The 13,443-nt window shown below is 76.5% G+C and carries 12 protein-coding genes and 2 pseudogenes; 8 read left to right on the forward strand and 6 right to left on the reverse strand.

Annotated elements, in window-relative coordinates; genetic code table 11:
* The first annotated feature begins 85 nt into the window (after positions 1 to 85).
* On the forward strand, positions 86 to 946 hold the full coding sequence (locus L6E17_RS22345) for an Fpg/Nei family DNA glycosylase (protein ID WP_236242543.1): 861 nt from the start codon (positions 86 to 88) through the stop codon (positions 944 to 946).
* A 568-nt stretch (positions 947 to 1,514) separates the two neighbouring features.
* Here L6E17_RS22345 and L6E17_RS22350 read toward each other — a convergent pair.
* Positions 1,515 to 1,811, reverse strand: coding sequence for a hypothetical protein (locus L6E17_RS22350; protein WP_236242544.1), 297 nt, complete (start codon positions 1,809 to 1,811; stop codon positions 1,515 to 1,517).
* 89 nt (positions 1,812 to 1,900) lie between these two features.
* On the opposite strand from L6E17_RS22350, the gene L6E17_RS22355 reads away from it, so the two are divergent.
* The 4 genes from L6E17_RS22355 (at position 1,901) to L6E17_RS22370 (ending at position 6,081) form a co-directional block, all read left to right on the forward strand.
* Positions 1,901 to 2,650 carry a LytTR family DNA-binding domain-containing protein gene (locus L6E17_RS22355; RefSeq protein WP_236242545.1) on the forward strand — a complete coding sequence of 250 codons (750 nt, stop codon included), beginning with the start codon at positions 1,901 to 1,903 and terminating at the stop codon, positions 2,648 to 2,650.
* Between the two features lie 81 nt (positions 2,651 to 2,731).
* Positions 2,732 to 3,136 (forward strand): hypothetical protein, encoded by a 405-nt coding sequence (locus L6E17_RS22360; RefSeq protein ID WP_236242546.1) that lies wholly within the window; start codon positions 2,732 to 2,734, stop codon positions 3,134 to 3,136.
* Positions 3,137 to 3,145: 9 nt separating this feature from the next.
* Positions 3,146 to 4,858: a cation acetate symporter gene (locus tag L6E17_RS22365; protein WP_236242547.1), complete on the forward strand. Its 1,713-nt coding sequence runs from the start codon at positions 3,146 to 3,148 to the stop codon at positions 4,856 to 4,858.
* A 5-nt stretch (positions 4,859 to 4,863) separates the two neighbouring features.
* Positions 4,864 to 6,081, forward strand: coding sequence for a histidine kinase (locus tag L6E17_RS22370; protein WP_268985542.1), 1,218 nt, complete (start codon positions 4,864 to 4,866; stop codon positions 6,079 to 6,081).
* Positions 6,082 to 6,289: 208 nt separating this feature from the next.
* On the opposite strand, the gene L6E17_RS22375 is transcribed toward L6E17_RS22370, so the two are convergent.
* The 4 genes and pseudogenes from L6E17_RS22375 to L6E17_RS22390 all read right to left on the reverse strand — a co-directional run bounded on the left by L6E17_RS22375 (position 6,290) and on the right by L6E17_RS22390 (position 8,752).
* Positions 6,290 to 6,493: a hypothetical protein gene (locus tag L6E17_RS22375; RefSeq protein WP_236242747.1), complete on the reverse strand. Its 204-nt coding sequence runs from the start codon at positions 6,491 to 6,493 to the stop codon at positions 6,290 to 6,292.
* A gap of 142 nt (positions 6,494 to 6,635) precedes the next feature.
* Positions 6,636 to 7,394: pseudogene (locus tag L6E17_RS22380) on the reverse strand (YbdK family carboxylate-amine ligase); the annotation flags it as partial.
* Between the two features lie 114 nt (positions 7,395 to 7,508).
* Positions 7,509 to 7,991, reverse strand: a complete 483-nt coding sequence (locus L6E17_RS22385) for a hypothetical protein (protein WP_236242549.1) — start codon at positions 7,989 to 7,991, stop codon at positions 7,509 to 7,511.
* A gap of 179 nt (positions 7,992 to 8,170) precedes the next feature.
* The gene (locus L6E17_RS22390; RefSeq protein ID WP_236242550.1) at positions 8,171 to 8,752 is read right to left on the reverse strand and encodes a sigma-70 family RNA polymerase sigma factor; all 582 of its coding nucleotides are present in this window, start codon (positions 8,750 to 8,752) and stop codon (positions 8,171 to 8,173) included.
* Between the two features lie 501 nt (positions 8,753 to 9,253).
* On the opposite strand from L6E17_RS22390, the gene L6E17_RS22395 reads away from it, so the two are divergent.
* Together L6E17_RS22395 and L6E17_RS22400 are read left to right on the forward strand one after the other, a co-directional pair.
* A complete protein-coding gene (locus L6E17_RS22395; protein ID WP_236242732.1) occupies positions 9,254 to 10,237 on the forward strand; it encodes a CapA family protein in 984 nt (327 codons plus the stop codon).
* A 379-nt stretch (positions 10,238 to 10,616) separates the two neighbouring features.
* Positions 10,617 to 11,533: pseudogene (locus L6E17_RS22400) on the forward strand (polysaccharide deacetylase family protein).
* A gap of 48 nt (positions 11,534 to 11,581) precedes the next feature.
* Here the strand turns inward: L6E17_RS22400 and L6E17_RS22405 are convergent.
* Positions 11,582 to 12,244: a class F sortase gene (locus L6E17_RS22405; protein WP_236242551.1), complete on the reverse strand. Its 663-nt coding sequence runs from the start codon at positions 12,242 to 12,244 to the stop codon at positions 11,582 to 11,584.
* A 322-nt stretch (positions 12,245 to 12,566) separates the two neighbouring features.
* Between L6E17_RS22405 and L6E17_RS22410 the strand changes: the two genes are divergently transcribed.
* Positions 12,567 to 13,052, forward strand: coding sequence for a hypothetical protein (locus L6E17_RS22410; protein WP_236242552.1), 486 nt, complete (start codon positions 12,567 to 12,569; stop codon positions 13,050 to 13,052).
* The last annotated feature ends 391 nt before the right edge of the window (positions 13,053 to 13,443 follow it).

Consider the following 13,443-nt stretch of genomic DNA (forward strand, 5'->3'; position numbering starts at 1 on the left):
ACCGCCGCCGCGCCGTCGGCTTCCGCCGCCACCCGGCCGTACCGGCCGTGAGGCGCGCGGCCGCGGACTGCGGCAGGCTGGTGGCATGCCCGAGCTGCCCGAGGTCGAAGCGCTGCGAGAGTTCCTCGACGTCCATCTCGCGGGCAAGGAGATCGCCCGGGCCCTGCCGGTCGCGATCAGTGTCCTCAAGACGTACGACCCGCCGCTCAGCGCCCTCGACGGGGCCGCCGTCACGGCCGTCGACCGGCACGGGAAGTTCCTCGACGTCACCGCGGGCGGCCTGCATCTCGTGGTGCACCTGGCCCGCGCCGGCTGGCTCCAGTGGCGGGACGTCCTGCCCTCCGGACCACCCCGCCCGGGGAAGGGACCGCTCGCGCTGCGGGTCGCCCTGACCGGTGGCGACGGCTTCGACCTCACCGAGGCGGGCACCACCAAGCGGCTCGCCGTGTACCTGGTGCGCGACCCCGCCGAGGTGCCCGGGGTGGCGCGGCTCGGGCCCGACCCGCTCGCCGAGGGCTTCGACCGCGCCGCCTTCGCCGCCGTCCTCGCGGGGGAGCGGCGGCAGATCAAGGGCGCCCTGCGCGACCAGAGCCTCATCGCGGGCATCGGCAACGCCTACAGCGACGAGATCCTGCACGCCGCCCGCATGTCGCCGTTCAAGCCGGTCCGGAACCTGACGGACGACGACGTCACCGCCCTCTACGAGGCGCTCCGCACGACCCTCGGCGGTGCCGTCGCCCGCGCGCACGGCATGGAGGCCGGACGGCTCAAGGCGGAGAAGAAGAGCGGGCTGCGCGTGCACGGCCGGACGGGCGAGCCGTGCCCGGTGTGCGGCGACACGATCAGGGAGGTGTCCTTCAGCGACTCCTCCCTCCAGTACTGCCCGCACTGCCAGACCGGCGGCAGACCACTGGCGGACCGCCGCATGTCCCGCCTCCTGAAGTAGGCCGGGCCCTCCACACCGGGGCAGTGCCGGGCCGGGCCGCCGGCGCACTCCAACCTGGGTGCGGGCGCCGCGCCGCGGACCTGCCGTGGGCACCGCGCCTCCCGGACGCGCCCGGCCTTCGCGTGTGGTCATGCGCCCGCCTGTGGCGCCGCGCCAGCCGGGTGCGCGCGGTCCTCGCGCGTGGTGGTGCGCCTGCTTGCGGGTGTGGTGCCGGCCGGTTGCGTGTGCGTGCCGTGCGGGGCGTCGCGCCTGCGAGGGTGTGCCCGGTATCGGCCCGTGGCTGTGCGCCTGCCTGCGGGTGTCGTGCCCGCCGGTCGCGCGTGTGCCGCCTCCCTGCGTGTGCCGCCTCCGCGCGTGTCCTGCCCGTCGGGGCGCCGTGCCCGCTGCCCGCGCGTGTCCTGCCGTCGGGTGCCGTGCCCGCTGCCCGCTGCTCGCGCGCGCCCGCCTTGCGGGGCGTACGCCCCTGCGGGCGGTCCAGCGGGCCGCAACCCGCGCCCTCGCCTCTGCACCCGGGCGGCGCCCCGGCCGCCCTGCCGCCAGGGCTTCCGCCCCGCCACGCACCGCGGCGTCACCCGCGGGTGCGGCGGCCGCAGCGGTGCAGCCAGCGGCGTACCCGCACTGCGCGCCGCCGCCCGCCCCCGCCGCGGCGGCCCCGCTCCGCGGGAGCCGGGCGGGCGCGGTGCGACGCGGGCGGGTCCAGCGGGGCCCGCCCCGTCAGCTGGGCGAGCGCCGACGCCACCTCGCCCAGCTCCACCAGGCGCAGCGCGCACGGATCGCACCGGGCGACGTGCTCCGCGCAGCACAGGGCGTCGTACGGCTCCAGGACGCCGAGGGCGTAGGCGCCCACTGCCGTGTGCTGGTCCATGGCACCCCCCGCTCCGTCCCGCTCCCGCACCGACCCGTACGTACGGCGGACGCTTCTCGCTCAACGGGCCCCCGCCTACACTCCGCACCATGCTGCGCGTACTGGCCGTCGACGACGAGGCACCCGCCCTGGAGGAGCTGCTCTACCTGCTCCGCTCCGACCCCCGGGTACGCAGCGCGGAAGGCGCCACCGGCGCCACCGAGGCCCTGCGCCGCATCGGCCTGGCCCTGGAGGCGGGGCCCGACGGGGAGGACGCCGTCGACGTGGTCTTCCTCGACATCCACATGGCGGGGCTGACCGGACTGGACGTGGCCCGGCTGCTCGCCGGGTTCGCGAAGCCGCCGCTGGTCGTGTTCGTCACCGCCCACGAGGGCTTCGCCGTGCAGGCCTTCGACCTGAAGGTCGTCGACTACGTCCTCAAGCCGGTCCGCAGGGAGCGCCTGGCGGAGGCCGTGCGGCGGGTCAGCGACCTGGCACGGCCCCCGGCGCCGGCGGGAGGCTCCGCCACCGAGCAGATCCCGGTCGAACTGGGCGGCGTCACCCGGTTCGTCCCGATCGACGACATCGCCTACGTCGAGGCGCACGGCGACTACGCGCGGCTGCACACCGACGGCGGGAGCCACCTCGTCCGCATCCCGCTGTCCACCCTGGAGGAGCGGTGGGCGCCGCACGGCTTCGTCCGCATCCACCGGCGCCACCTCGTCGCCCTCGGCCGTATCGACGAACTGCGGCTCGACGGCGGCGCCACCACCGTGCGCGTCGGCAGCGCCGAGCTGTCCGTCAGCCGGCGCCACGCACGCCAGCTCCGGGACCTGCTGATACGGCGGGTACACGGCTGACCGGTGAGCCCACGGCCGCGCGGACCGGCCGGGGCCTTGCCCCTACCTTCCGGTGAGGGCGGCTGCGTAGACTCCACGCTGATGTCCCCAGAGCGCCCCCGACCGCCCGCGGCCCCGCCGCGCCGCGAGACCGTCACCGGGGTGCCGCGTGCCAGGCGGCGCCCGCCGCGCCACGCGCCCGCCCGGTCCGAGATCAGCGAGCAGACGACGCTGGGCCACACCTACGTCCGCTCCCTGATACGCAGCCAGCTGCGGGCCGCACTGACCGCGCTGGCCGTCCTCGCCCTCGCCGCCGGGACGCTGCCGCTGCTGCTCGTCCTCCCCAAGGCCCTGTCCGGCCGCGGCCCCGCCCCCGCCGCCGAACTCGTCGTCTGGGCCGTCCTCGGTGTCGCCGTCCACCCCGCCATGTGGCTCGTCGCCCGCTGGTACGTGCGCCGCGCCGAGCGCAACGAGCGCGACTTCACCCGCCTCGTCGAAGGCAGGTGACCCGCCCCGGTGAACCAGGCCTACGCCGTCGTCGCCGTCGCCGGGGTCGTCCTCGCCACCGTCCTCATCGGCGCGCTGGGGCTGCGGATCTCCCGCACCACCTCCGACTTCTACGTCGCCTCCCGCACGGTCGGCCCGCGCCTCAACGCCGCCGCGATCAGCGGCGAGTACCTGTCCGCCGCGTCCTTCCTCGGCATCGCCGGGCTCGTCCTGATCCAGGGACCCGACCTGCTGTGGTACCCGGTCGGCTACACCGCCGGGTACCTCGTGCTGCTCGTCCTCGTCGCCGCCCCGCTGCGCCGCTCCGGCGCCTACACCCTGTCCGACTTCGCGGAGGCCCGCCTGGAGTCGCCGTACGTCCGGCGCCTCTCCGGGCTCCTCGTCGTCGGGGTCGGCTGGCTCTACCTGCTGCCGCAGCTCCAGGGCGCGGGGCTGACGCTGGGGACGGTGACCGGCGCTCCCGAATGGCTCGGCGGGCTGCTCGTCGCGGTCGTCGTCACGGGCGCGGTCGCCGCGGGCGGCATGCGCAGCATCACGTTCGTCCAGGCGTTCCAGTACTGGCTGAAACTCACGGCGCTCCTCGTGCCCGCGCTGTTCCTCGTCGCCGCCTGGTGCGCGGACGACGCCCCGCGCGCCCGGTTCGACGCGCCCGCCGTGCTGCGCGAGCACACCACCGTGCGGCTCGACGACACCGTACGGGTCTCGCTCGACGCCCCGCTGACGGTGACCGTGACCGGCAGCGTCGACACCGCCGCATACCACGGTGAACGCGTCACCCTCGCCGAGGGCCTCCACCGCGTGGAGGCCGGCACCACCCTCGGCTTCGCCCCCGGGACCCCCGTACCCGAGCGCGCCCCCGGCGACGGCGACCCCCTCGGCTGGTCCAGCGCGCTGACCGGCGACCACGACGGGCGCAGGCTGTACGCCACGTACGGACTGATCCTCGCCACCTTCCTCGGCACCATGGGGCTGCCGCACGTCGCCGTCCGCTTCTACACCAGCCCCGACGGGCGCACCGCGCGCCGCACCACCCTCGTCGTCCTCGGCCTCGTCGGCGTCTTCTACCTGCTGCCGCCGGTGTACGGCGCCCTCGGCCGCATCTACGCCCCCGAACTCGCCCTGACCGGCGCCGCCGACGCCGCCGTCCTCGTCCTGCCCGACCGCGTGGTCGGCGGACTCGCCGGGGACCTCCTCGGCGCGCTGCTCGCCGGCGGCGCCTTCGCCGCGTTCCTGTCGACGGCGTCCGGCCTCACCATGTCGGTCGCCGGGGTGCTCAGCCAGGACGTCCTGCCGTCCCGCGGGGTGCGCCACTTCCGGCTCGCCACACCGCTGGCGATGGCCGTGCCGCTGGGGCTCGGCGCCTCCGCCGCGCACGTGCCGGTGGCCGACGCGGTCGGGCTGGCGTTCGCCGTGTCGGCGTCGTCGTTCTGCCCGCTGCTCGTCCTCGGCATCTGGTGGCGCCGGCTCACCCCGCCCGGCGCGGTCGCGGGCCTCCTCACCGGCGGCGGCGCCGCCCTCGCCGCCGTGCTGGCCACCCGCGCCGGACTCGCCCCCGGCGGCTGGCCGCACACCCTCATGGCGTGGCCCGCCGTGTGGTCCGTGCCGCTCGGCTTCGCCACCATGGTCGCCGTGTCCCTCGCCACGCCCCGGCACATCCCGCCCGGCACCCCGGCGATCCTCGCCCGGCTGCACCTGCCGGAAGGGCTGGTGGGCCGCACGTGACCGGCATGCTCGCCGCCGCGCTCGCCGCGTCCTGCACCCTGCTGCTCGCCGCCGGGTACGCCCTCGGGCGGCTCACCGCGCGGCGCGGCGGGGCCGACGGGCGCGACCTCGGCACGCCCGTGGAGCGCGCCACCTTCCACACCCTGCACACCGCCTCCCTGGCCGCGCCGCCGCTGCGGGCCGGGCTCACCGAGGACACCGCCCGCAAGGCGGCCAGGCGGCTGCGCACGCTCCTCGGCACGGAGGCGCTCGCCCTCACCGACCGCACCGCCGTCCTCGGCTGGGACGGACCGGGGCGCGCCCACCACGCGGAGCAGGTCATGGAAGGCGTCGCGGAGGTGCTGGAGTCGGGCCGCGGCCGCAGTGTGCGGGCCGCCTGCGACGATCCCGGCTGTCCTTTGCGCTGGGCTGTCATCGCCCCCCTCACCGCCGACGACGGCGTCCTCGGCGCGCTCGTGGCCTACGGTTCCCGGGAGTCCGCCGTGCTCGCCCGGGCCGCGACCGAGCTGGCCCGCTGGGTGTCCGTGCAACTGGAGCTGGCCGAGCTGGACCGGTCCCGCACCCGGCTGATGGAGGCCGAGATCCGCGCACTGCGCGCCCAGATCTCCCCGCACTTCGTGTACAACTCGCTGGCCGCCATCGCCTCGTTCGTGCGCACCGACCCGGAGCGGGCCCGGGAACTGCTGCTGGAGTTCGCCGACTTCACGCGCTACTCCTTCCGCAGGCACGGCGAGTTCGCCCAGCTCGCCGACGAGCTGCGGGCCGTCGAGCAGTACCTCGCCCTGGCCGGGGCCCGCTTCGGGGACCGGCTCCAGGTCACCCTGCAGGTCGCGCCGGAGGTGCTGCCGGTCAGCCTGCCCTTCCTGTGCCTCCAGCCGCTCGTGGAGAACGCCGTCAAGCACGGTCTGGAGGACTCCCGCACCACCTGCAGGATCACCATCGCCGCGCGGGACGCGGGCGCCGAGGCGGTCGTCACCATCGAGGACGACGGCGTCGGCATGGACCCCGGCGACCTGCGGGCCGTCCTCGCGGGCGAGCGCCCCCGGTCCTCGGGGATCGGCCTGCCCAACGTCGACGAGCGGCTGCGCCAGGTGTACGGCGACGACTACGGCCTCGTGGCCGAGACGGGCGTCGGCGCCGGCATGAAGCTCACCGTGCGCCTGCCGAAGTACCACGCGGGCGTGCACCCCGGGGCGCCTCGGGACACCGGCCCCTGTGCCTGAGAAGGGGACGACCGGGACCCGGCGGCGTGCTCCGCTGGGACCCGCCACCGCGTACGCGGAGGCGCTCGCCGGGCCGCGCCCGGCCTCCGACGAGGCCCTGCGGGCCGCCGCCTTCGCCCTGACCGCCACCGCCTGCGGCGACGACGGCAGCGGCGCCCCGGCGCTGCCGGACCGCGCGGTGGGGCCCGGTGTCCGCCCGGCCCTCGGGTCACACGATGGGCAGGGGCGTCCACGGGCCGGAGCCCAGCTGCCGCCGCTGCCGGTCGGCGCCCGTGCCGTGGGCGAGGACGCCCGCGGTGAGGGCCCGCAGCTCCTCCTCGTCCCCGGTGGCGCGCAATGCCGGGCGCACCCAGTCGAGCAGCGCCCGCACCGCCTCGGCCGCCGGGACGCGCCGCCCCGACAGCGGGTGCACGGCGGGCCCCGCACCCCGTGGCGGGCGGCCGTCCACAGGGCGGCGCCCACCGCGTGCTCGGGCAGCCGCGGCGCCCGCCGCCCGCGGACACCGCGTCGAGGGCGGTCGCGACGAGGGCCCGGGTGAGCCCCGCCTGCAGCACGGCCTCGTCCACGCTGGGCGTGACGTCGGCGATGCGCACCTCGACCGTGGGCAGGTGCGCCGAGGGCCGGGCGAACCAGTACGCGTTGGCGGCCCGCACCGGCAGCACCCCGGCGTACCGCAGCTCGGTCACCGTCCGGTCGTAGTGCTCCGCCGACTCGAAGTAGGGCGGGACCTGGTGGGTGGGCCAGCGGGACAGCACCAGCGTGCGCCAGCTCGCGTGCCCCGTGTCCGCGCCCTGGTGGAACGGCGAGTTCGCGGACAGCGCCAGCAGGACGGGCAGCCACGGCCGCAGGTGGTTCAGCACCGCCACCGCCGCCTCCCGGTCCGGCACGCCCACGTGCACATGGCAGCCGCAGGTCTCCGTCTCGTCCGTGAGCCGCCCGTACAGCCGGGCCATCTGCCGGTAGTGCGGGGTGGGGCTCACCGCCCGCGGCGGCGCCGCCATCGGGGCCGTCCCGCAGGCCACCGGCCGTGCCCCGGCCTTGCGCGCCGCGGCCGCCAGCCGCGACCGGGACGCCGTCAGCTCGCCCCGCAGCCGCGCGAGGTCGGTGCACACCCCGCTCGCTGTCTCCACCATCGTCGACAGCAGCTCCCGCTGGAACTCCCGTCCGGCGCCGGGCGCCTGCCCGCCGGGGCGGTGCCGCCGCCGGTCCGCGTCCAGGACGGTGTCGGAGCGCCCCACAGGGCGGCCGTCGGCCGCGTCCACCAGGAGGAACTCCTCCTCGACGCCCACGGTGGGCCCCACGCCCCCGGCCACGCCACCACCCCCGCTCGGCGCGCCGCCGACCCGCGCCGGCGACCCCCTCAGGATGGCCGCGCCCCCAGGCCGCGGCAACGGCGCGATTCGGCCCCGCGCCCGCCCCGCCGCCGCTCAGTACAGGTGCAGCGCCAGGTGGCCCAGCGGCAGCCCGAGCCGCCACGACGGCAGCCACACCTGGGCCGACTCGTCCACCACCACGCCCAGGGCGGGGGGCGCGGGCAGCGCATCCAGGTCCGCGGCCAGCAGCTGCGTCTCCTCCAGCAGCCGCCAGGTCTCCAGGGCCAGGGCCGCCCCCGGCTCGCCGTCTCCCTCGCGCAGCCGCCGCTCCGTCAGCCGCTCCCGCACCCAGTCCTGCCAGGGGTGGTCGTACGAGGTGCGGTCGAGCCACTCGTCGAGCTGCTCGTCCGGTGCTGCGCCGTCGCTCAGATAGATCGTCAGGGCGAGCGTCCTGCGCCCCGCCACGTACTCGAGGGAGCCGGTCTCGACGAGACCGCCCGCCTTCAGCAGCTCATCGGCCAGGTACTCGGCACACAGCCAGTCCATCGGGACGGCGAGCCCGCCCCCGCCGGTGCCGTTCGTGCTCTCGGGCCGCAACGTTCCCACCTTCTCCCGGACGTACTCTTCCGCGCGTAACTCCGCCACGCACCCCTAGAGGACGAGCCTCCACCGAACCGCGGTCCCTGAGCCCGCTCTTTGCACAACTTGACGGTGTGGTTTCGCATACGTTCCCCTCCGCGGTGCTACGGGAGGGAAAGGGAGTATGCGCAGGGGCATCAGGGGCGGGCGGTGCGTGGCGCCCTGCCCGTGCCGCCGCGCCCGCCCCGCGCGGGGCCGCCCGCCGCGCGGCTGTAGCCGGGAAGGCCCCGGCCGAGGGCCCGCAGCGCGTAGTACGAGCGCGACTTGACCGTGCCGGCGGGTATACCCAGCTCCGCCGCGGCCTCCTTCACGCTGAGGCCGTCGAAGTAGATCCGCTCCAGCACCGCGCGGTGCTCGGGGCTCAGCTCCCGCACCGCCGCCCGCACGTCCAGCGCGGCCACCGCGGACTCGGTGGCGTCCGCGGGGTCGGGGGTGGCGGCCAGGGCGCCGTCGCCGATCTCCGCCGGGCGCGCCAGCCGCGACCTGCGGGCGTCGATGGCCAGTCGCCGGCCGACCGTGAACAGCCAGGGCCGCATCGACTCGTACGGGGCCTCGAACGCCTCCGGGTGCTGCCAGGCCCGCACCAGCGTCTCCTGGAGCAGGTCCTCCGCCCGCTGCCGGTCGCCGTAGGTGAGGCTCAGCAGATAGGTCAGCAGGGCCGGCCCGTGCTCCCGCTGGAGCTGCGCGAGAGCCCGTTCGTCGGTGGTCGCCGTCGTCATCGTCCACGCCCTTTCCCGCCGCTCAACGAACCACGAGCGGTATACGAGCGCATTCGGGGCCCGAGGGACAGGCAACGCACCGTGGTGTGCGACGAGCGGTCGCACGGAGCGGCGAGTGGTGCGGTGAGCGGTCGGCGGAAAGCGGGTGACACCGTTCCAGCCAATTAGTCATATTTTCGGGTTTTCGGGATTGGTGTCCCCCTTCATCTCCTATGGATCCAGGGAGCCCCGCGTCTCCTCCGCGGACCCGCACGCACCACCGCAAGGGAGCCCCGATGACCCCCGGACGCCTCCGCGCCCGCCCCGCCGCCCGCTCGCGGCCGCCGCCCCCTCCGCCCTCCTGCTGCTCCTGCTCGCCGCGGCGGCCGCCTGCACCGGCCCGCCCCCGCCGCCCCGGCCGCCCCGGGCGCCACACCCACCTCCGCCGCCGGCGCCGCGGGACGGGTCCCGCGCCCCTTCACCCTCGCGGCCACCGGGGACGTCCTCCCGCACGACTCGGTCATCCGCCAGGCGCACGCGGACGCGGGCGGCGACGGCTACGACTTCCGCCCCATGCTCGCCGGGGTCAAACCCGTCATCTCCGCCGCGGACCTGGCCATCTGCCACATGGAGACGGTGTACGGCCCGGACGGCGGCCCCTTCGCCGGCTACCCGTCCTTCGCGTCCCCGCCCCAGGTCGCCGCCGCGCTCGCCGACGCCGGCTACGACTCCTGCTCCACCGCCTCCAACCACACCCTGGACGCCGGCACCGAGGGCATCCGCCGCACCCTCGACCACCTCGACAAGGCGGGCGTGCGGCACGCGGGGTCCGCCCGTACGGCCGAGGAGGCGACCACTCCCACCCTCCTGGAGGCGGGCGGCGCGCGTGTCGCCCACCTCGCGTACACCTACGGCACCAACGGCATCCCCGTCCCCGCGGACCGCCCCTGGTCCGTGAACCTCATCGACGAGAGCCGCATCCTGAGCGACGCCCGGGCGGCCCGGGAGGCCGGCGCGGACGTCGTGGTGGTCAGCGTCCACTGGGGCACGGAGTGGCAGACCGCCCCCGACGCGCGCCAGCTCCGGCTGGGCCGCGCCCTGGCCGCGTCGGCGACGGACGGCCGCCCCGACGTCGACCTCGTGCTCGGCACCCACGCGCACGTCCCGCAGGCCTACGAGAAGGTCGGCGGCACGTGGATCGTCTACGGCATGGGGGACCAGATCGCCGGGCGGATGGTCAACCACTCCGGCACCTACGACCCGCGCGGCAACGAGGGCACCATCAGCCGCTTCACCTTCACCCCGCCGTCCTCCCCGGGCGGGCGCTGGCAGGTGACCCGCGCGGAGTTCCTGCCCCAGTGGTTCGACACCGCCGCGAACCGGGTGGTGGACCTGAGCGCCGCGATCGCCTCGGGCGACACCTCGCTCATCCCGGTACGCGACCGCATCACCACCACCGCCCTGAGCCGCGGTGCCGCCGCCGCGGGCCTCACCCTGGGCCGCTGAACCCGCCCCCGCCGCTTGGAGGTACGGGAGGTCTGCGGCGCGGCTGGGGCTCGCGGTGCGGGCGGTGCGGGGAGGTGCGGGGCGGCCGCGGCCCGCGGTGCGGACCTCCGGCGGGCCCGCCCGGTCCGCCCGTCCTGGCCGCCCCGTCCGTCCCGGCCGGTCGGCCGCCTGGCGGTCAGCGGTCCTGCGGCCCGTGGGCGGGCCGTCCGCAGGGGCGGGCGGCACCGGGAGGGAGCCGCCTCCCGCAGCGGGCGGGGCGGTCCGGGAGGCTCCGCTGCGCGTCGCGCCGGGTCGCCGCCGCTCCTCCCATCGGGTGCATTCGGCCCGGCCACCGGTGTCGTACGAGCCCCGCGGGCTTCGCCCGTGCGGAGCATCAGTCATGAAAAAGGATCAGATGCCCTCCGGGCGCCGCGTCGTGCTCCGCATCGCCGCGGTGCTCGGCGCCACCACCGCCGTGGGACTCTTCGGCTCCGACCGGGCCTCCGCCCCCGGAGGCACCGCTGCCGCACGCCCCTCACCGCCGGCCGCAAGGCCTCCTCGCCGCCGTCCGGGCGGCCCGCCGCTCCCGCAGGCGGCCCTCAGGCGGGCGGGCCGGTGGCCCCGGCGGCCGCGGCCCGGCCGCGCCTCGCGTCGACCCCGTACCGCCTCCAGCCGATGACCTCGAACGCGCCGCCCCGGCTGCGGCGGGCCCTGCCCCCGGTGCGGCAGCGGCCGTTCCTGCGTGTCTCCGGCGCGGGCAACTCGATGGTGCTCACCTTCGACGACGGGCCCGACCCCCGCTACACCCCCGAGGTGCTGCGCACCCTGCGCCGGTACGGGGTGCGGGCCATGTTCTTCGTCTGCGGCGAGATGGCTGCCCAGCACCCCGACCTGGTCCGCCGGATGGCCGCCGAGGGCCACGTCGTCGGCAACCACTCGTGGTCCCACCCGCTCATCCCGAAGCTGCCGCCCTCCCGCATCCGGGAGGAGCTGAGCGCCACCAGCGAGGTCGTCGAACAGGCCACCGGCTCGCCGCCCCTGTGGTACCGGGCCCCCTACGGGGCCTGGAACCGGCACTCGTTCGAGATCGGCGCCGAGCTGGGCATGGAGCCGCTCGCCTGGACCGTGGACACCCTGGACTGGAAGGAGCCCGGTTCCCGCACCATCGTGCGCCGCGTCCTGGACGGGGCCGCGCCCGGCGTCATCGTGCTCAGCCACGACGCGGGCGGCAACCGCTCGCAGACCGTGACGGCGCTGCGCACCTACCTCCCCCGGCTGCTGGACGAGGGCTACCACCTCACCGTGCCCCGCCGGTGACCCGGTCCGGGGGCGCGGCCCCCGGACCGCCGCGTGCGGCGACCCGTGTCAGCGGGTCGCCACCATACGGGCGAAGACCACCACGTTCCCGTCGTAGCCGCCGGCCCGCGAGTAGCCGCCGCCGCAGGTGATCACCCGCAGCTCCGGATGCCCGGTGTCCCCGTACACCCGCACCCCCGGGAAGTCGTCCTTCGAGAAGACCTCGACGCCGTACACCTGGAAGACCGCGACCCGGCCGTCGTACCGGGTCACCTCCACCCGCTGCCCCGGCCTGAGCGACCCGAGGCCGTAGAAGACGGCCGGGCCCTCCTCGTTGTCCACGTGGCCGACGATCACCGAGGTGCCCCGCTGCCCGGGCGAGATGCCGTTCTGGTACCAGCCGGCGAGATTCCTGTCCTGGGGCGGCGGCGCGCTGATCCAGCCCTCCGCGTCGAGTCCCACGTCCATGACGGGCGCGTCCACCTTCAGCGCCTCGATCCGCACCCGGGACGCCGGCGCGTACTCCAGGGGCCGCAGGCCCGCCTCCGGCACGGGCGCCGCGACGACCCGGCCCGCCTGCGGCGAGGCGGCCGCGGCGGGCTGCGGCGGGCCCTCCGGGGCGTCCACGCCGTTGCGCATCATCGCCAGACCGGTCAGCAGGACCAGGGACAGGGCCCCCCAGGGCTGGCGTCGTCTGATCACATCCCGGCCACTGCGGTACAGGCGGCCCATGCTTCTCCCTTCGTGGCCTCTCCCGGCACGGTAAGCGTCCGCCGCGCACCCGGCGATCAGAGGGGAGGCGAACGGGTGGCGGCGCGGCGGACGGGTGATGACCCATCCGAGTCATCGCGCGGCGGGCGACACGCCGAGGTGACGGGGTGTGACCTGCGGCGCCGTCAGGCGCCTGCCCGGATGGCCGGGCGCGCCGCCTCACCGGGGTGGCGGAGCGTCGGAATGCGATGATCGCACTCTTTGGTGAGGGTTCGTCATGGAAGGCGCACTCGTCGACTACCCGGAGCACCGCTTTGGGGCGTCTTCCGCTGGAGGTTCAACGATGCGTGCTTCACGCGCCCTCGCGGTGGCCGCCACCGCCTGCGCGGCGGTCGGGCTCACCGCCCCGATCGCCGCCGCGAACAACGGTCCGACCAACGTCACGGTCTCCCCGACCCAGGTCCACCAGGGCGGCAGCCTGGCGGTCAGCGCCATGGGGTGCGGCCACGGCGGCACCGTGACGTCCAACGCGTTCCCCAAGACCGCCCTCACGGTCAACTCCTCGGGCCACTCCGCGGCCACCCCCCGGATCTACGACCACGCCACCCCCGGCCGCTACAACCTCGCGGTCAGGTGCAGCGACAGCTCCCGCGTCGCGACGGCGACCTTCACGGTCATCCGCGGCCGGGGCGCCCAGGGCGGGCTGGGCGGATCCGTGGCGCCCAGCTCCACCGAGATGGCCGTGGGCGGCTCGCTCGTCGCCGGCGCGGCCCTCGGCGGCGCCGTGTTCCTCACCAGGCGCCGCCGTCTGAACGGCGGAAAGGCCTGACCGGCCGAACCTCCCGGCCAGGCCGGACGCGCCGGTCGCCCCGAGTCCGGGCCAGGACTCGGGGCGACCGGCGTGCACCGCGGGTGCGCCTCCTGGTGCGCGCCGCCTGGTGTGCGGCGACCGCGGGTGTGTGCGGCGGGTGTGGCGATCGGGTCCGGCGGTGCCTGCCTCGTGTGCCGGGGCCGGGGTTCCGCCGGCGCGGCCCCACTCGTGTGCGGGGATCGGGTCTCGCCGGCGGGGCCGACTCGCGGCGGCGTGCGTGCGGGACCGGCTCCGCGCGGGCGCGTGGCGCTTTCCGGGCGGCGGCTCGGCATCGGCACGGGGCTGAGGGGCCCGGGCGGCGGCCCGTCAGCCCCGGGCGGGCCTGACTCCGGCACGCCGGAGGAACGGC

The sequence above is a fragment of the Streptomyces sp. CC228A genome (genome assembly GCF_021390935.1).
Lineage (GTDB): Bacteria > Actinomycetota > Actinomycetes > Streptomycetales > Streptomycetaceae > Streptomyces.

Excerpts from the sequence above, each read along its gene's own strand:
- L6E17_RS22370 (WP_268985542.1), top strand. The coding sequence starts at position 4,864 with ATGCTCGCCGCCGCGCTCGCCGCGTCCTGCACCCTGCTGCTCGCCGCC.
- L6E17_RS22360 (WP_236242546.1), top strand. The coding sequence starts at position 2,732 with ATGTCCCCAGAGCGCCCCCGACCGCCCGCGGCCCCGCCGCGCCGCGAG.
- L6E17_RS22355 (WP_236242545.1), top strand. The coding sequence starts at position 1,901 with ATGCTGCGCGTACTGGCCGTCGACGACGAGGCACCCGCCCTGGAGGAG.
- L6E17_RS22405 (WP_236242551.1), bottom strand. The coding sequence starts at position 12,244 with ATGGGCCGCCTGTACCGCAGTGGCCGGGATGTGATCAGACGACGCCAG.
- L6E17_RS22350 (WP_236242544.1), bottom strand. The coding sequence starts at position 1,811 with ATGGACCAGCACACGGCAGTGGGCGCCTACGCCCTCGGCGTCCTGGAG.
- L6E17_RS22345 (WP_236242543.1), top strand. The coding sequence starts at position 86 with ATGCCCGAGCTGCCCGAGGTCGAAGCGCTGCGAGAGTTCCTCGACGTC.
- L6E17_RS22410 (WP_236242552.1), top strand. The coding sequence starts at position 12,567 with ATGCGTGCTTCACGCGCCCTCGCGGTGGCCGCCACCGCCTGCGCGGCG.
- L6E17_RS22390 (WP_236242550.1), bottom strand. The coding sequence starts at position 8,752 with ATGACGACGGCGACCACCGACGAACGGGCTCTCGCGCAGCTCCAGCGG.